The organism is Comamonas sp. lk (genome assembly GCF_900564145.1).
In the GTDB taxonomy this organism is placed as follows: Bacteria; Pseudomonadota; Gammaproteobacteria; order Burkholderiales; family Burkholderiaceae_C; genus Comamonas.
On record NZ_UOOB01000002.1, the window covers coordinates 379,446 to 397,427 of the forward strand.

Here is a 17,982-nt window from a genome sequence, read left to right on the forward strand (position 1 = left end):
GGCTTTTTTACTGCAGTGCAGCACCGTAACATCGCCCCATGCGCATACTTCATACCTCCGACTGGCATCTGGGCCAGCATTTCATGGGCCAGAGCCGCCAGCCCGAACATCAGGCCCTGCTGGACTGGCTGCTGAACGAGGTGAACACGCATGCGGTCGATGCCGTGCTGATTGCCGGCGATATCTTCGACACCGGCGCACCGCCCAGCTATGCGCGCGAACTGTACAACCAGCTCATTGCCAGGCTGCACAGCGCCGGCGTGGCCTTGCTGCTGCTGGGCGGCAACCATGACTCCGTCAGCGTGCTGGAGGAAAGCCAGGCCTTGCTGGCCTATCTGAATACCTGCGTGATTGCCGCCACCGCAGATGCGGCCCGGCATGTGATCACCTTGCCGCTGCGTCAGGACTACGAGCAGACCGAGCGCCAGCCCGGCTGCATCGTCTGCGCCCTGCCCTTTATCCGCGCCCGCGATGTGCTGCAAAGCCAGGCCGGGCAAAGCGCGCAAGACAAGCAGCAGGCACTGCAAAGCGCCATCCAGAATACTTATCAACAGGTGTATGCGGCAGCGCTGGCACGCCAGGCCGAGCTGGCTTCAACCCTGGGCCGCAAGCTGCCCATCATCGCCACCGGCCATCTGACCACGGTGGGCGCCAGCAGCAACGAATCCGTGCGCGAGATCTATGTGGGCTCGCTGGAGGCCTTTCCGTCCAATGCTTTTCCGCCCGCCGACTACATTGCGCTAGGCCATATCCACAAGCCCCAGACCGTGGGCGGGCAGGAGCACATACGCTACAGCGGCTCGCCGCTGGCTCTGGGTTTTGACGAAGCCCGTCAAACCAAGCAGATGCTGCTGGTGGAGCTGAACGAAGCCGGGCTGCAGCGCATCACGCCGCTGGCTGTGCCGGTATTTCAGCCCATGGCCGCCGTGAGCTGCAGCCTGGCGCAGCTGCCCAACGCTTTCAAAGAGATAGCTAGCAGCGCAAGCGCAGCCTGCCCGGCCTGGGTGGAAGTAACCATTGAAGAAGACGATTACCTGGCCGATCTGGCCGGCCGTGTTCAGGCCCTGGCCGAAGGCCTGCCGCTGCAGGTGCTGCGCATCAAGCGCAAGCGCCTGGGGGCGGCGGCGCAGCTGATGAGCGAAGCCAGGGAATCGCTGGACGATCTGACGCCGGCCGATGTCTTTGAGCGCCGGCTGGCGCAGGAGAACCTGGAGCCCGCGCTGCAGACCGCCCTGCAAGAGCGCTATCTCAGCGTGCTGGGCCGGCTCAACGGCCAGACAGGAGAGCAGCCATGAAAATTCTCAAGCTGCGTCTGAAAAACCTCAACTCGCTCAAGGGCGAATGGTCCATCGATTTCAGCAGCGACAAGTTTGCCGACAACAGCTTGTTCGCCATCACCGGCCCCACGGGGGCGGGCAAATCCACGCTGCTCGATGCCATCTGCCTGGCTCTGTATCACCAGACGCCAAGGCTCTCCACCATCAGCGCCAGCAACAACGATTTGATGACCCGCCACACGGCGGACTGCCTGGCCGAGGTGGAGTTCGAGGTCAAAGGCGTGGTCTACCGTGCCTTCTGGAGCCAGCGCCGCGCCCGCGACAAGGCCAGCGGCGCGCTGCAAGCCCCGCGCGTGGAGCTTGCCCTGGTCGGCGACGGCCAGATTCTGAGCAGCCAAAGCAACGACAAGCTCAAGGCCATGGCCCGCATCACCGGGCTGGATTTCGAGCGCTTTACCAAGTCCATGCTGCTGGCCCAGGGCGGCTTTGCCGCCTTCTTGCAAGCCAGCGCCAATGAACGCGCCGAACTACTGGAAGAGCTGACCGGCACCGAAATCTACGGCCGGATTTCACAAACCGTATTCGAGCAGGCCCGCGATGCCAGACAGGCGTTGGAGAAGCAACAGGCGCAAGCCCAGGGCATGCAGTTGCTGGACGAGGCCACGCGCAGCGAGCTGCAAGCACAGGCCGCACAGCGGCAAACCACATTGGCCGATTTGCAAGCGCGCCAAGCCCGGCTGCAAAGCGTGCAGCAATGGCAAACGCTGAGCGCGCGCACCAGCGCTGAGGTGGCGCAGGCACGCAGCGTGCAAGCCACAGCCCGGCAAGCGCTGGCGGATGCCGCCCCTGACTTGCAGCGCCTGCAGGCCCACGCGCCCGCATGGACGCTTCGCCCCCTGCACCTGCAAAAGAGCCAGTCCCAAGACCAGCTGGCTGCAGAACAGCAGCAATTGCAGCGCCTGCATGCAGAACAGCTGCAAGCACAGGTAGCGCAATGGCAGCAGCACCAGCAAGCCCAGGCACTGAGCGCCAGCGCACTACAAAAATCAAAGCAGCAACTGCAAGCCTCGATTGCGCAACAGACCGAATTGACGGCATGGCACCAAAGCCATGCCAGCCACGTCCTGCTGGGCGAAAATCTCAGCGGCTGGCGCGAGCAATTGCAGCAGCGCCAGCAACTGCAACAGCAAGCCGCGCAGATCGAAAACCAGCAGGCGCAGCTGCAAAAAACGGCAGCGCTGCTGCTGCTGCAAGCCGACCAGCAAGCCCAGCACAGCGCCCAGGCGGCAGAGCAAGTTTCCCAGGCGCTGCAGCAGCAACAGACCGCAGAGCAAGCCCAGCTACAACGACTGGCCGCCCATGACGCCAGCCTGCCCCAGTTGCGCAGCCACTGGCAAGCCGCACAGCAGCAGTGGCACCACGGGCAGCAACTGCAAGCCCAAGCCCTATTGCGCCAGCCGCTGGCGCAGCAGCAGCAAGCCAATGCACAGGCGTTGACTGCCAGCGAAGCCCGTATTCAGCAGCAGCTAGGCCAGCGCCAGCTCTTGCGCGAACAATACAAGGCGCTGACGGAAAAAGTCAGCGACAAGCAGGCCCTGCTGGCGCAGGAGCAACGCATTCAAAGCCTGCAGGCACACCGCGCGGCGCTGCAGCCGGGCGAGGCCTGCCCGCTGTGCGGATCGCAGGAGCACCCGGCGATCAGCGAATACGCGGCCCTGGATATTTCCGCTACCGAGGCGGCACTGAAACAGGCGCAACAAGAGCGCGAGGCTCTACAGCAGCAAGGCGAGTTGCTGAACGCCGGGCTGGCCACCAGCCAAAGCCAGCACCAGCATCAGCAAGATCAGCGCGATGCCATCGCCACGCAGATTGCGCAGTGGCAAGAACGCTGGAGCACCTTGTGCGAGCAAGCGGCAGAGCCGGTGGCTGACACGGCATGGCAGCAGCCAGACAGTTTGAGCGCAGCCTGCGACAAGGCCAGCCAGCAGATTGCTGCGCTGGAGCAAACCCTGGCCGCTGCCGATGCCGGCGAGCGCCTGTGGCAAGCCGCCAAAGATGCCTACCAGGCCGCGCTGCAACACCAGCAGCGCGCCGACCATGCACAGGCCAGCACCCAACAAGAGCTGCAAAGCAATACCGCTCAGCAGCAGCGCGCCGGCGAGTCGCTGCAAACCTTGCTGCAGCAATCCAGCGAGCTGCAAGCCAAGCTGCAAACCGCCATGCAAGCCGCTGGTCATGCACTGCCCGCCGTGCCGGACAGCGCCGACTGGCTTGCCGCCCGCCAGCAGGAATGGCAGCAATGGCAGCGCCAGCAAGCCTTGCTCCAAGAGCTGTCACAGCAGAGGCAAGCGCAGCAACGCATATGCGAACAGGCTGCGCAGGAGGCCGAGCATTGGCAGCAGCGCAGCCAGGCTTTGCCCGCCCTGCCGGCCGATGCCCCACCCTATGCGGCAGCCCCGGCCGCCACGCTGACAGACTGCATCGCTCAGCTGGATCACAGCGCGCAAACGCTGGCCTCGCTGCAAGGCCAGATCAGCCAGGCCCAGACCACGCTGGCACAGCGGCAGCAATCGGCGGATCAGGCCTTGGCGGCATGGCAGCAGGGGCTGCAGTCCAGCCCGTTTGCCGATGAGGCGCAATACCTGATGGCCCTGCTGCCCGATGCCGAGCACAGCCGCTTGCAGGCGCTCAGCGATCAGCTGCAGATCGCCGCGCAGCGCGCCAGCACCTTGCTGGCCGATACCACCCAACGGCTGGCCGAGCTGCAGGCCCAGGCCTTGAGCGATGAAGCGCCCGAGGCCATCAGCGGGCAGATCGCCCAGCTGGAAGTCGAACGCGCCCAGCAGGCCGAGCAACTGGGTGCGCACCGCGCCCGCCTCAGCGACGACGCGCAGCGCCGCGCCGGCCAGCAGGCACTGCTGGCCCAGATTGCCGAGCAGGAAAAAGACAGCGATCTATGGCAGCGCCTGGACGGTCTGATCGGTTCGGCCAAGGGCGACAAATACCGCAAATTTGCCCAGGGGCTGACGCTGGATCATCTGCTGCATCTGGCCAACCGCCACCTCAACCGCCTGCATGGTCGCTATCTGCTGCGCCGCAAACCCACGGGCGAGCTGGAGCTGGACATTGTGGACGGCTGGCAGGGCGATGTGACGCGCGACACGCGCACGCTCTCGGGCGGCGAGGCCTTTCTGGTCAGTCTGGCCCTGGCCCTGGCCTTGTCCGATCTGGTGAGCAACAAGACCTCCATCGACTCGCTGTTCCTGGACGAGGGCTTTGGCACGCTGGACGGCGACGCGCTGGAAGTGGCGCTCACGGCACTGGATGCGCTCAACGCTAGCGGCAAGATGATTGGCATCATCAGCCATGTGGAAGCGCTCAAGGAACGCATTGCCGCCCAGATCCGGGTGGAGAAATGCGCGGGCGTTGGCTACTCGCGACTGGTGCTCTGAGATGGGGCCGGCGCTTGAGGCTGATTTATAGAAAATCGGCATCAAGCGCTCACCTGCATTGCACATATAGCTATCAACTCAGGAGTCGATTGCCCGGTTTTCCGAGTCTGAATCAAGGCCACGTCACGCCGGCTGCCCGGCGCTGCGGGCTTTGGCTTACCATCCATGCCCTTGCTTGATAGGTACAAGCCATGATCCGCATCGCAGAACTCAAACTCCCTCTCTCGGCAGTGGAATACCACCCCGAGAACTTCACCGAATTCCAGCCCCTGGACAAGCTGACGGCGCTGGCCGCCAGACAGCTGGGCGTGGCCGAGAGCGCCATCGCCGCCGTCCATGTGCACAAGCGCAGCTTCGATGCCCGCAAGAGCGAGCTGCTGGCGGTCTATATCGTCGACATCACGCTGGCGGACGCGGCCCAGGAAGCAGCTGTGCTGGAGCAGTTTGCCGAGCATCCCCATGTCAACCCCACGCCCGATATGGCATGGAAGCCTGTGGGCCAGGCCCCTGCCGAGATGGAGCAGCGCCCGGTGGTGGTGGGCTTTGGCCCCTGCGGGATTTTTGCAGCGCTGGTGCTGGCACAAATGGGCTTCAAGCCCATCGTGCTGGAGCGGGGCAAGGAAGTGCGCCAGCGCACCAAGGACACCTGGAATCTGTGGCGCAAGCGCGAGCTCTCGCCCGAATCCAACGTACAGTTTGGCGAAGGCGGTGCCGGCACCTTCTCCGACGGCAAGCTCTACAGCCAGATAAAGGACCCGCGCCATCTGGGCCGCAAGGTCATGACGGAGTTCGTGGCCCATGGCGCGCCCACCGAGATTCTCTATGCCGCCCATCCCCACATCGGCACCTTCAAGCTGGTCAAGGTGGTGGAAGGCATCCGCGAGGAAATCATCCGCCTGGGCGGCGAAATCCGCTTCGAGCAGCGCGTCACCGATGTGGAGATTGATGCCTCGGGCGCAGAGCGCCAGCTGGTCGCGCTGCAAGTGCTCAACCAGGCCGACGGCGAGAGCTACCGCCTGCCCACCCGCCATGCCGTGATGGCGCTTGGCCATAGCTCGCGCGATACCTTTGCCATGTTCTACGAGCGCGGCGTGGCCATGGAAGCCAAGCCCTTCTCGGTGGGCTTCCGTATCGAGCATCCGCAAAGCGTGATCGACCGCGCCCGCTGGGGCCGCCATGCAGGCCATCCGCTGCTGGGCGCTGCCGATTACAAGCTGGTGCACCATGCCAAGAACGGCCGCGCCGTCTACAGCTTTTGCATGTGCCCGGGCGGCACGGTGGTAGCAGCCACCAGCGAGCCCGAGCGCGTGGTCACCAACGGCATGAGCCAGTATTCGCGTGCCGAGCGCAATGCCAATGCCGGCATGGTCTGCGCCATCAGCCCCGAAGATTTCCCTCACGATGCCCAGAGCTTTGCCTGGGCCTTCGACGGCAAGACCTATGGCGTGGAAGACCTGCCCCAGGGCCAGTTCCACCCGCTGTCGGGTATTGTTTTCCAGCGCCAGCTCGAATCCAAGGCCTATGTGCTGGGCGGGCGCGATTACAGCGCTCCGGGCCAGCTGGTGGGCGACTTTGTGGCCGGCAAGGAGTCGGCACAGCTGGGCAGTGTGGAGCCGTCTTACAAGCCCGGCATCCATCTGACCGATCTGCACCAGGCTCTGCCCGGCTATGCCATTGAAGCCATGCGCGAAGCCTTGCCCGCCTTCGGCAAGAAGATTCGCGGCTACGACATGGCAGACGCCGTGCTGACCGGCGTGGAAACACGCACCTCCTCGCCCGTCAAGATCGGCCGGGGTGCGGACTTCCAGAGCGACAACACGCGCGGCCTCTATCCCGCCGGTGAAGGCGCCAGCTATGCGGGCGGCATTCTGTCGGCCGGCGTGGACGGCATCAAGGTTGGCGAGGCCGTGGCCTGCGACATCTTGGGTCTGGTCGTGCCATCCTCAGGCGCACGCGGCTCAGGCGGCGCTGCCTGAAAGCCGCACTGCAGCAAGCCGATTAGCCGCTAGCGGCGCAGTTTGGCAAAGTCTGCCGGGCGCTTTTCCAGAAAAGCGCCTATGCCTTCGCGCGATTCCTCGCTGCCCTGGGCTTCGACCATGTACTCGGCTTCCTGCTCCAGCTGCTCAGCCAGCGACTGGTGCTGGGCCGAGTGGCACAGGCTCTTGATTCTGGCCATGGCATGGGCCGGGCCGGCGGACAAGGTCTGGGCCAGCGCTATCGCCGCCGCCAGCGCCTCGCCGGCTTGGGTCAGACGGTTCACGCAGCCCAGCTGGTGCATGCGCTCGCCGCTGACGCGCTCGCCCGTCAGACACAGCTCAGTCAACACCTGGCGCGAGACGAACTCGGAAAGAAAAGCCGTGGCACCGCCATCGGGCGTCAGGCCCACTTTCACATAGGCCACGGAAAACACCGCATTGTTCGCCGCCACCAGCATGTCGCAAGCCATGGCCAGCGACAGGCCCGCACCGGCGGCCGCCCCCTCGACCGCCGCAATCACGGGCCTGGGGCAATCGCGTATGGCGCGGATCATGTGGTTGAGATCCTCCAGCCGCTCGCGGCGCTCCTGAACCGGCAGTTCGCGGCGCTTGGCCAGCTGGCGCAAATCGCCGCCGGCACAAAAATGCCCGCCTTCGCCGGTCAGCACCACGGCGGCAATCTCGGGGTTGCGAGCCGCTTCGCTCAGCCCTTCCATCACGGCCAGGTAAAACTCCCGCGAAAGCGCATTGCGCGCCGATGGATTGTTGTTGGAAAGAATGAGAACCGCGCCTTCACGGCGGGCGATAAGTGCAGAATTCACGACAGGCCTCCTGCACAGGACTCTAACCACCGGCAAGCCTGCCGCATAGAGAAGCAGCCCGCCCTCTTGTCACCAAGCGGACGGGCCGGCCGGTTCAGCAAGTGTTAACGGCGACCCCAATGACCGCCGCCGCCCTGCCAGCCACGGGGACCGTGGGTCCAGCCGCCGCCATGCCAGCCGTAGCCGGGGCGTGGCGGCATGGCCCAGCGACCGGGATTCCAGTTATAGCGGCCGCCACCATAACCCCAGGAGCCGCCAATCCACACATAGGCGGGCGAAGGCGCGATCGGGATCACCTCGGCGCGCAAAGGAGGCGGAGCCATGGGTGCATAGACATCGCCGCTGACATAGTCGCCTCCATAGGCAGGATAGGCGGGTGCCACCACGCAGCCGGTCAATGCGGCACAGGCTGCTGCCAGCGCCACAGCAGGCAGCAGGCGGGGTGGGCGGATTCGGAAAACGGATTGCATGGCAACTCCTACAAGTCTTACCACTACAACGAAAAAGCCCCTGCCAGTTGTTGACAGGGGCTTGTGAAGCTTCAGTAAAGACGACTGGGCTTTGCTTACATCTGAGTACGCTCAGCGGGCATTTTGCAGAGCTGCAATGCGTTCTTCGATCGGAGGGTGAGTCGAAAACAGCTTGCCGATACCGCCGGCAATGCCCATGGCCGCCACGCTCTTGGGCAGCTCACCCGGATGCATGCCACCCAGGCGGGCCAGCGCGTTCATCATGGGCTGGCGGTTGCCCATGAGCTGGGCAGCGCCGGCGTCGGCACGGAATTCACGCTGACGCGAGAACCAGGCCACGATCATGGCGGCCACAAAGCCCAGCAGAATGTCCAGCACGATGGTGGTCACGTAGTAGCCAATGCCGGGGCCGGAGCTGTTTTCGTCGTTCTTGCGCAGAAAGCTGTCCACCGCATAGCCGATGACACGCGACAGAAACACCACAAACGTGTTCATCACGCCCTGGATCAGCGTCATGGTCACCATGTCGCCGTTGGCGATGTGGGCCACTTCGTGACCGATCACGGCCTCGACTTCCTCGCGGGTCATGCCTTCGAGCAAACCGGTAGATACCGCCACCAGGGCCGAGTTCTTGAAAGCACCGGTAGCAAAGGCATTGGGTTCGCCTTCGTAGATGCCGACTTCGGGCATGCCGATCCCGGCTTTTTCAGCAAAGCCGCGCACGGTGTTGACGATCCAGGCCTCATCGGCGCTGCGTGGCTCGTTGATGACGTGCACGCCCGAGGTCCACTTGGCCATGGGCTTGGAGATCAGCAGCGAAATAATGGCACCGCCAAAGCCCATGATGAAGGCAAAACCCAGCAGGGCGCCCAGATTGAGGCCGTTGGCAGTCAGAAAGCGATTGACGCCCAGCAAGCTGGCGACAATGCCCAGCACCGCCACCACGGCGATATTGGTCAAAAGAAATAAGGCAATACGTTTCATCGAGGTTGTACTCCACACAAGGGACAAAATGACCAAGTCCTTTGATGCACCGCCTGTGCGCGGCGAATGCTGATCAAGCCAAGTCTCGTTCTGGCAGTACCGGTTGTTATGCTGTTTGTACGGTACGCGGGGCTCGGAATACTAAAGAGTCATCATAGAAGGAAAAGTTCTGGTTTTCTGAGCACCAGCCCGGGATTCCCAATACCGGTAATGGCAGATAGGGTTTGCGGCTCAGATTGCAAGCCTCAAGCCAGTCACTGCTCGCCAGCCAGCCGTCGTGATCGGCCCCAGGCCCCACAGCATCGGAGGGCAGGCAAATCACATGGGCAGTAATAGGCTTGCGCGGGCTGATCAGCTTCTCCAGCAAAGCATGGCCTATGGGCAGCAACCTGGCCTGTTGCCACAACGCGCGATGGCGCACAAACAAATCCTGCCAGCGCCGCTCGCGCAAGGCCTCGCACAACAGCGGCGGCGCCAGCAGCAGGGCACCGTTTTCGTCGAGCACGGTGATGGCATCGCGCAGCGGCCCCCGGTGCTGACCCACGCCCTGGGCGGCAATCGCTGCCGCCTGCAGGGCGTTCAGATGCTGTTTGAGCTGGGGCCAGTGCAACCAGATCAGGCCGTTGAAAAAATCATGCAAATTGTCGCGGGTGGGAATGCAGCGCTGCTCGCGGATGAAGGCCTCATAGGCCTGGGCTGCAGGCAATTGATCCTGGGCCACAAACCGCCAGCCCTGGAGCACGCCCTTGGCCTCGGCCACCTGCTGCAAGGCCTGGTGCACGCTGCTGCCGGAGCGCAGCAACACGTCGGCTTGCTGGCCCCAGTGGCGCAGCGTGGCCAGCCAGGGGGCACTCCAGTCAATCAAACTATCCACGCTCGCCGCCTCATTCATTTCACCGTTCAGTCGCCTGATCTCAATTGCCGGAGCGTCCCTGCTTGGCCGCACGCTTATCACGCACCGCCACCCGCGAAGTGCCTTCATCGCGCAGCTCGAAAGCCTGGGTCGCACTCAGCAACTTGCTCAGCGTGGCATAGCCATAGTTGCGCGCATCAAACGAGGCCTTGTTGCCGATTTGCGTGCCCACGGCACCGACCTTGGCCCAGCCGTCCTCATCCTGCACCGCGTTGACAGCGGAGCGCAGCAGGCTCATCAGGCTGCTGTCCTGTCGCAATTGCGAACTCGGTATGCGCAGGCAGCCGTCGGCCGCCATGCTGGCCGCCGAACCGGTGAAGGTGGCCGGCTGCTCCACCGCCGCCACCGGCTTGGCCTGGGCGGATTCCGCCTTGGCGGTCTCTGCCCCTGCGGCATCGGCTCCGGGAGCAATCACGGCTTCCTCGCCCAGCGCTTCCAGGTACAGAAAGCGCGAGCAGGCATTCACAAACGGCTTGGGTGTCTGCGCCGCACCGAAGCCGTAGACGGCAGCGCCCTTGGAACGCAAATGCATGACCAGGGGCGTGAAATCCGCATCGGAGGAAACAATGCCGAAGGCATCGGGCTGCTCGGTATAGAGCAGCTCCATGGCATCCACCGTCATCGCCATGTCGGTGGCGTTCTTGTGCTTGGAATAGTCAAACTGCTGCATGGGCCGCAGCGCATATTCCAGCAGCTTGTTCTGCCAGCCTATCAGCCCATGCTTGGTCCAGTTGCCATAGGCGCGGCGGATGTCAATGACGCCAAAGGTGGAGAGTTCGGTGAGGATTTCGTCGATTTTTTCGGCCGGCGCATTGTCGGCATCAATCAACAGGGCAATCCGGGGCTGACTCTGGGCTTGGGCCATGAACTCTCCTTCGCTGACATTGAACAGACGGTGCAGCCGGGCAAGAGCCGGGCCGCACCGGATTCAATTCAGCTTACACCAGCTTCCAGGGCAGCACCTCGCCTGCGCGCAGGGGCTTGAGCTGGGCTTCGCCAAAGGCAAAGCTGTCAGGCGGCGTCCAGTCCTCGCGACGCAAGGTGATCTTGTCGCTGTTGCGCGGCAGGCTGTAGAAGTCAGGGCCGTTGAAGCTGGCAAAGGCTTCCAGCTTGTCCAGGGCACCGGCCTTGTCAAAGGCCTCGGTATACATCTCGATGGCAGCGTGGGCGCTGTAGCAGCCGGCGCAGCCGGTGGCGTGCTCCTTCAGATGCGCGGCATGCGGAGCGCTGTCCGTGCCCAGGAAGAATTTGCTGGAGCCGCTGACGGCCGCTTCCACCAGCGCCAGGCGGTGGGTTTCGCGCTTCAACACCGGCAGGCAGTAGAAGTGAGGGCGAATGCCGCCGGTGAAGATGGCGTTGCGGTTGAACAGCAGATGCTGGGGCGTGATGGTGGCGGCCACAAAGCGGTCTGCCTCGCTCACATACTGCGCGGCTTCGCGGGTGGTGATGTGTTCGAAAACGATCTTCAGCTCGGGGAAATCACGGCGCAGAGGAATCAGGTGCTGGTCAATGAAAGCCGCTTCGCGGTCGAACAGGTCGATATCGCTGCTGGTCACTTCACCGTGCACCAGCAGCAGCAGGCCTTCGCGCTGCATGGCGGCCAAGGTGGGGTAGATTTTGCGCAGATCGGTCACGCCATGATCGCTGTTGGTGGTGGCACCGGCGGGGTAGAGCTTGCAGGCCACGACGCCGGCAGCCTTGGCGCGCACGATCTCTTCGGGCGGCAGATTGTCGGTGAGGTAGAGCGTCATCAAAGGCTCGAACGACATGCCCTGAGGCACCGCAGCCAGAATGCGCTCCTTGTATTCCAGTGCCTGCTCAGCCGTGGTGACCGGGGGCTTCAGGTTGGGCATGATGATGGCGCGCGCAAACTGGGCGGCCGTATGGGGCACTACGGAGCGCATGGCTTCGCCATCGCGTACATGCAGATGCCAGTCATCGGGACGGGTGATCGTGAGGGTCTGGGTCATGCCGCTATTGTCCCATCTTGCACGTCGGCCTCAGGCGCTATCCCCAGCATCCCATTGTGCTGCGCAGTCAAAACCACAGCCACAGGCGCTTTCCTCCTCTAGCCACGCTTGGCAAAAGCCCGGGAGAATGCGTACAAGGAGGACTAAGCATGCCTGCCCCTCAAAGCCTGTCCCGTACGCCGCTGCGAACCGATTTTCTGAGCGCCAGCGATGCTGCCCGTCTGGTGGCCCATGTGGGCATCACGCAAGTGCTGCAGCTGATGACCGATGCCGTGGAAGCCGATTACGGGCGCTGGAATGATTTCGACAAATCCGCGCGCACGGCCGCGCACTCGGCCAGCGGCGTGATCGAGCTAATGCCCGTGGCCGACGCCCATGACTACGCCTTCAAATACGTCAACGGTCACCCCGGCAACCCCCGCTGCGGCCTGCCCACGGTAATGGCCTTCGGGGCGCTGGCCGATGTGGCTACCGGCATGCCGCGCTTCGTCAGCGAGCTGACACTGACCACGGCGCTGCGCACCGCCGCCACCTCGGCCATGGCGGCGCGCAGGCTGGCACGGCCGAACAGCCGCTGCATGGCGCTGATAGGCAATGGCTCGCAAAGCGAATTCCAGGCGCTGGCCTTCATGGCCATGCTGGGCGTGCGCGAGCTGCGCCTGTTTGATATCGACTCTGCGGCATCGCACAAGCTGGTGCGCAATCTGCAGGCTTTTTTGCCGCAGTTTGCTGCCACGGCGCACATTGCCGCCAGCGTGCAGGAGGCCGTGCAAGGTGCGGACATCGTGACCACGGCCACCGCCGACAAGACCCGCGCCACCATCGTGCCCGATCATCTGGTTCAGGCCGGCATGCACATCAATGCCGTGGGCGGTGACTGCCCCGGCAAGACGGAGTTCGATGCCGCTTTGCTGCACCGCGCACAGGTCTTTGTTGAATACGAGCCGCAGACACGCATGGAAGGCGAGCTGCAGCAAATGCCTGCCGACTTTGCCGTCACCGAGCTCTGGCGCGTCGTCCAGGGCCTGGCGCCGGGACGCAGCTCGCCGCAGCAGATCACCTTGTTCGACTCCGTGGGCTTTGCGCTCGAAGATTACTCGGCCCTGCGCACCATGCAGCTGCTGGCGCGGCGCGCAGGACTGCTGTCGCAAATCGAGCTGGTTCCCTCGCTGAGCGACCCCAAGGACTTGTTCTCCGCCGTGCTTCAGGCCCAGGATGAAGCTCGGCTACACCTCATGGAGCGAAAGACGGCATGAGCATGCAAACCATAGCCCCCTACTCGCCCGCCAGCGGCCAGACATCCGTCACGCTGCTCGGCCTGCCTACCGACATCGGCGCCTCTCGCCTGGGTGCAGCCATGGGGCCTGATGCCTTGCGTGTGGCCCAGCTCGGCCCGGCGCTGCAAAAGCTGGGCGTGGCCGTGCACGACCTGGGCAATCTGGCGGGCCCCGCCAATCCACGGGGCGAACGCGATGCCCAGGGCATGCGCAATCTGAGCGAAGGCCTGGCCTGGAGCCGGATCGCCCACGATGCGGTGTGGCAGGCACTGCAGCAAAAGCAGCTGCCCATCCTGCTCGGCGGCGACCACACGCTGGCCATAGGCTCCATCAGCGCCGTGGCCAGGCACTGCCGCGCCAGCGGCAAACGCTTGCGCGTGCTGTGGCTGGACGCGCATTCGGACTGCAACACGCCAGCCAATTCACCCAGCGGCAATCTGCACGGCATGCCCGTGGCCAGCCTCTGCGGCCTGGGGCCAGCCGCGCTGGCCGCGCTGTCGGGCAGCACACCCGCCGTGCCGGCATCGGCCTTCTGCCAGGTCGGGCTGCGCAGCGTGGACCCCAGCGAAAAACACATGATCCGCGAACTGGGCCTGGAGGTTTACGACATGCGCGCCATCGACGAGCTGGGCATGCGCGAAGTCATGCGCCGCGCGCTGGCGGGCTTGGCCGACCCCGAGGGCACAGACATTCATCTGCATCTGAGCTTTGACGTGGACTTTCTCGACCCCGATATCGCCCCCGGCACGGGCACGCCGGTGCGCGGCGGCCCCAACTACCGCGAAGCCCAGCTGTGCATGGAGATGATTGCCGACACGGGCCGGCTGGCATCGCTGGATATCGTGGAACTCAACCCGGCCCTGGACTTGCACAACCAGACCGCCGAGCTGGTGGTGGATCTGGTGCAAAGCCTGTTCGGCCAAAGCATTCTGATGCGGCCCGGCGAAGATGCACTCACCCCGCCCTGAGCAGCAAGCACCCTGCCGACTCCACGCTTTGGATGCTACAAAAAACAGAGCTGCTACTGGTTGAAGAGATTTAACTTCATCTCGATATTCATTTGAAATTATTTGAAATCAAGCGCAATTCGCTCATCTTTTTGATGAATACACATAAAAAAAGCGCTCCCTAAGGAGCGCTTTTGCCTGGCGATGCCGCAGCAATCAGTGCTGCAGAATCTTGTTGAGAAATTCCTTGGTCCGCGGTTGACGCTCTTCGGGCTTGCCGAAGAACTCGTCCTTGGAGCAGTCTTCCAGAATCTTGCCGCCCACGTCCATGAAGATCACGCGGCTGGCCACCTTGCGCGCAAAACCCATTTCATGGGTCACGCACATCATGGTCATGCCTTCGTGGGCCAGGCCCATCATCACGTCCAGCACTTCGCCCACCATTTCGGGGTCCAGCGCGGAAGTGGGTTCGTCAAACAGCATGACGATAGGGTCCATGGACAGCGCGCGCGCAATGGCCACACGCTGCTGCTGACCACCAGACAGCTGGCCGGGAAACTTGTCCTTGTGGGCTGTCAGGCCCACACGGTCCAGCATCTTCAGGCCGCGCTTCTTGGCATCGTCTGCACTGCGTCCCAGCACCTTCATCTGAGCGATGGTCAGGTTCTCGGTCACCGACAGATGGGGGAACAGCTCAAAGTGCTGGAACACCATGCCCACGCGGCTGCGCAGCTTGGGCAAATCGGTCTTGGGGTCGTGCACAGCCGTGCCGTCCACAAAGATCTCGCCCTTCTGGAAGGGCTCCAGCGCGTTGATGGTCTTGATCAGCGTGGACTTGCCCGAGCCCGAAGGCCCGCACACCACCACCACCTCACCTTTGTTGATATTGGTGGAGCAGTCGGACAGCACCTGAAAACTGCCGTACCACTTGGAAACGTTCTTGAGTTCAATCATTTTTCACTCCGATTCGTGTCAATTTCCCATCGCGGCGCCTGCAACTCTTACAGCCAAGGCGAGAGGACGGCCAGCAAGGGCCGCCCCGCAGCAAAGGCCGTCGTCCCCCTTCAAGGGGGAAGGCGCGAAGCGACTCAGGGGGTATTTCATCGAATAATGGCAATCTTCTTATGCAGGCGCTTGACGAACCAAGACAGCGCATAGCAGATCACAAAATAGGTCAGTGCTGCAGCCAGGTAGGACTCGATGGGGCGGCCATAGTTCTTGCCCGCGATTTCAAAGCCCTTGAGCATGTCGTAAGCACCAATGGCGTAGACCAGCGAGGTATCCTGAAACAGGATGATGGTCTGGGTCAGCAGCACCGGCAGCATGTTACGGAAAGCCTGGGGCAGCACCACCAGACGCATGTTCTGGCCATAAGTCATGCCCATAGCCTGGCCTGCAAACACCTGGCCACGCGGAATGGACTGAATGCCCGCCCGCATGATTTCAGAGAAGTAGGCCGCCTCGAAGGCAATGAAGGTGATGATGGCCGAGGTCTCCGCACCAATCGGTCTGCCGATCAGCATGGGCATCAGCAGGAAGAACCACAGAATCACCATCACCAGCGGCACGGAACGCATGCCGTTGACATAGATGGTGGCCGGCAGAACCAGCCACTGCTTGCCCGACAGACGCATCAGCGCCAGCAAGGTGCCGAAGAAGATGCCGCCCAGCGTGGCCACTGCGGTCAGGAACAGACTGAAATACAGACCCTTCAGAACGAAGTTGCTGTACAAGTCCCAGGAGAAGAAAGACCAGTCGAGGTTGAGATTCATATCAGTGACCTCCACCGCTGGCGGCGATCAGGCCGGGAACGCGCGAACGCTTTTCGATAAAAGCCATGATGCGGTTGACTGCAAAAGCGGAGATCATGTAGAGCACCGTCACGGCCAGATACACCTCCACGCCACGCGCAGTTTCTTCCTGTGCCTGCATGGCAAACATGGTCAGCTCGGTCACGGACACGGCAAACGCCACGGACGAGTTCTTGAACACGTTCATGGCCTCGCTGGTCAGCGGCGGCACGATGATGCGAAATGCCATGGGCAGCAGCACATAGCGGTAAGTCTGGAAGGTGGTGAAGCCCACAGCCATACCGGCATGGCGCTGGCCACGTGGCAAGGCCTGAATGCCCGAACGCACCTGCTCGGCAATACGCGCCGACGTGAAAAACCCAATGGCGAACACCACCAGCACAAAGCCTGGCAGCGCCTTCATGGCCGGGAAGATCGACGGAATCACGTGATACCAGATGAAGACCTGGACCAGCAAAGGAATATTTCGGAACAGCTCGACCCAAGCATTGCCCAGGCGAACAATCCACGGCCGGTCAGGCAGGGTACGCAAGGTACCGATGACCGCACCAATGATCAAGGCAATCAACAGCGACAGCAGCGACACCGACACTGTCCAACCCCAGGCAGACATCATCCAGTCCAAGTAGGTGATGTCGCCGTTTTTACCAAAACAGCTCTGCCCGACCTCTTGGGTAATGGTGTCTTGACAGAACACCTGCCAATCCCAACTCATACGAGCACCTCTTCATTCTTCAATTCAGGATGGAGCAGCCCAAGGCCGACCATCCGCTCAACAAAAACGCCCCTTCGAACCGCCAGTCAGAAGGGGCGTTACCTATGCTGGGGGCTTACTTGACTTCGTAAGCTTCCATGGGCTTGTCGTTGAGATTGGCCCATGCATCCTTGGTCGCAGCGGACAGGGGCAGACCAATCTTCACGTTGTTGGGAGGAATGGCTTGCATGAACCACTTGTCATACAGCTTGGCCAGCGAACCGTCCTTGACCTGGCGGGCGATGGAGTCGTCCACGGCCTTCTTGAAAGCGGGGTCGTCCTTGCGCATCATGCAGGCGATGGGTTCCACCGACAGCACTTCGCCCACGATCTTGTAATCGGCAGGCGTCTTGGACTTGGAGATGTTGGCGGCCAGGATGGAGCCGTCCATGATGAAGGCGTCGGCACGGCCGGTTTCCAGCATCAGGAAGCTGTCTGCGTGGTCCTTGCCCATGACTTCCTTGAAAGTCAGGCCATCGGCGCGCTTGTTCTTGCGCAGGGTCTGCACCGAAGTTGTGCCGGTGGTGGTCACCAGCGTCTTGCCGTTCAGATCCTTGATGCCGGTGATGCCGGAATTGGCACGGGTGGCAATGCGCACTTCTTCCACATAGGTGGTGAAGGCAAAAGCGGCATCCTTTTGGCGGGCCGTGTTGTTGGTGGTGGAACCGCACTCGATATCCACGGTGCCGTTTTGCACCAGAGGCACGCGGTTTTGCGAGGTCACGGGCTGATACTTGATTTCCAGCTTGCTCATGCCCAGTTGCTTCTGGATGTCGTGCAGTACGCGCTCGCCCATCTCGGTATGAAAGCCCACATATTTGCCGTTGCCCAGCGTATAGCCAAGGCCGGAGGATTCGCGCACACCGAAGGTGACGCTGCCCGAGGACTTGATCTTTGCCAGAGTGTCATTGTTCTGGGCAAATACGCTGCTAGCTGCCAGTGCAGTTACGGCGATGGCCAACAAATGCTTCTTCATACGAATCTCCTGATGGTAAGGACGGAAAACGTTCTCTTGGTTCAGCCACACGGCCGACGCCTCGTGGGCGAATCGGCCAATGCTGATGAATGGGACGGAACTCAACACATTGTGCAGTCTTGTACGCAGCTGGGCGGCAAACATTTCTAGTACTTCCCCTAGTCCAGGCAGGCAATGCAAACACCTACTTCAGTCCAGAAGAACACTAGCAAAGCCTGTGCCACAAACAACCGCGTTTTTCTTGCAAGAGGCGCACTCTAATGCTTTAGTGCTACCAAAAGCCAATGCCGATGATAAAAGGCCTTATGCACAACTTGCATATTCAGTGTAAACCCTAGGCATAACCCTAATACG

At 62.4% G+C, this 17,982-nt stretch carries 15 protein-coding genes; 5 read left to right on the forward strand and 10 right to left on the reverse strand.

Features of this window, described 5'->3' with window-relative positions; genetic code table 11:
- Nucleotides 1-38: 38 nt before the first annotated feature.
- From sbcD to EAO39_RS20545, 3 genes are all read left to right on the forward strand, one after another.
- Nucleotides 39-1,295 carry an exonuclease subunit SbcD gene (gene sbcD, locus EAO39_RS20535; RefSeq protein ID WP_120971541.1) on the forward strand — a complete coding sequence of 419 codons (1,257 nt, stop codon included), beginning with the start codon at nucleotides 39-41 and terminating at the stop codon, nucleotides 1,293-1,295.
- Complete coding sequence (locus EAO39_RS20540; protein ID WP_120971542.1) at nucleotides 1,292-4,729, forward strand: AAA family ATPase; 3,438 nt, start codon at nucleotides 1,292-1,294, stop codon at nucleotides 4,727-4,729. The genes sbcD and EAO39_RS20540 overlap by 4 nt, the downstream gene beginning before the upstream one ends.
- A gap of 191 nt (nucleotides 4,730-4,920) precedes the next feature.
- Nucleotides 4,921-6,705: an FAD-dependent protein gene (locus EAO39_RS20545; protein ID WP_120971543.1), complete on the forward strand. Its 1,785-nt coding sequence runs from the start codon at nucleotides 4,921-4,923 to the stop codon at nucleotides 6,703-6,705.
- Nucleotides 6,706-6,734: 29 nt separating this feature from the next.
- Here the strand turns inward: EAO39_RS20545 and EAO39_RS20550 are convergent, their stop codons facing one another.
- From EAO39_RS20550 to pyrC, 6 genes are all read right to left on the reverse strand, one after another.
- Nucleotides 6,735-7,526: an enoyl-CoA hydratase gene (locus EAO39_RS20550; RefSeq protein WP_120971544.1), complete on the reverse strand. Its 792-nt coding sequence runs from the start codon at nucleotides 7,524-7,526 to the stop codon at nucleotides 6,735-6,737.
- Nucleotides 7,527-7,630: 104 nt separating this feature from the next.
- Nucleotides 7,631-7,996: a YXWGXW repeat-containing protein gene (locus EAO39_RS20555; protein WP_120971545.1), complete on the reverse strand. Its 366-nt coding sequence runs from the start codon at nucleotides 7,994-7,996 to the stop codon at nucleotides 7,631-7,633.
- Nucleotides 7,997-8,107: 111 nt separating this feature from the next.
- Nucleotides 8,108-8,980, reverse strand: coding sequence for a protease HtpX (gene htpX / locus EAO39_RS20560; protein ID WP_120971546.1), 873 nt, complete (start codon nucleotides 8,978-8,980; stop codon nucleotides 8,108-8,110).
- A 106-nt stretch (nucleotides 8,981-9,086) separates the two neighbouring features.
- Nucleotides 9,087-9,854, reverse strand: coding sequence for a DUF3025 domain-containing protein (locus tag EAO39_RS20565; RefSeq protein ID WP_120971901.1), 768 nt, complete (start codon nucleotides 9,852-9,854; stop codon nucleotides 9,087-9,089).
- Nucleotides 9,855-9,894: 40 nt separating this feature from the next.
- On the reverse strand, nucleotides 9,895-10,758 hold the full coding sequence (locus EAO39_RS20570; protein WP_120971547.1) for an NYN domain-containing protein: 864 nt from the start codon (nucleotides 10,756-10,758) through the stop codon (nucleotides 9,895-9,897).
- Nucleotides 10,759-10,831: 73 nt separating this feature from the next.
- Entirely contained in the window at nucleotides 10,832-11,863 is a 1,032-nt protein-coding gene (pyrC, locus tag EAO39_RS20575) for a dihydroorotase (RefSeq protein ID WP_120971548.1), read from the reverse strand.
- Nucleotides 11,864-12,012: 149 nt separating this feature from the next.
- On the opposite strand from pyrC, the gene EAO39_RS20580 reads away from it, so the two are divergent.
- Nucleotides 12,013-13,119: an ornithine cyclodeaminase gene (locus tag EAO39_RS20580; protein ID WP_120971549.1), complete on the forward strand. Its 1,107-nt coding sequence runs from the start codon at nucleotides 12,013-12,015 to the stop codon at nucleotides 13,117-13,119.
- Nucleotides 13,116-14,108: an arginase gene (gene rocF, locus EAO39_RS20585; protein ID WP_240467144.1), complete on the forward strand. Its 993-nt coding sequence runs from the start codon at nucleotides 13,116-13,118 to the stop codon at nucleotides 14,106-14,108. Before EAO39_RS20580 ends, rocF begins: the two co-directional genes overlap by 4 nt.
- A gap of 195 nt (nucleotides 14,109-14,303) precedes the next feature.
- Here the strand turns inward: rocF and EAO39_RS20590 are convergent, their stop codons facing one another.
- From EAO39_RS20590 to EAO39_RS20605, 4 genes are all read right to left on the reverse strand, one after another.
- A complete protein-coding gene (locus EAO39_RS20590) occupies nucleotides 14,304-15,041 on the reverse strand; it encodes an amino acid ABC transporter ATP-binding protein (protein ID WP_120971550.1) in 738 nt (245 codons plus the stop codon).
- A gap of 146 nt (nucleotides 15,042-15,187) precedes the next feature.
- Nucleotides 15,188-15,859 (reverse strand): amino acid ABC transporter permease, encoded by a 672-nt coding sequence (locus EAO39_RS20595; protein WP_120971551.1) that lies wholly within the window; start codon nucleotides 15,857-15,859, stop codon nucleotides 15,188-15,190.
- Between the two features lies 1 nt (nucleotide 15,860).
- Nucleotides 15,861-16,613: an amino acid ABC transporter permease gene (locus EAO39_RS20600; RefSeq protein WP_120971552.1), complete on the reverse strand. Its 753-nt coding sequence runs from the start codon at nucleotides 16,611-16,613 to the stop codon at nucleotides 15,861-15,863.
- Nucleotides 16,614-16,728: 115 nt separating this feature from the next.
- Complete coding sequence (locus tag EAO39_RS20605) at nucleotides 16,729-17,628, reverse strand: transporter substrate-binding domain-containing protein (RefSeq protein ID WP_120971903.1); 900 nt, start codon at nucleotides 17,626-17,628, stop codon at nucleotides 16,729-16,731.
- Nucleotides 17,629-17,982: the final 354 nt, after the last annotated feature.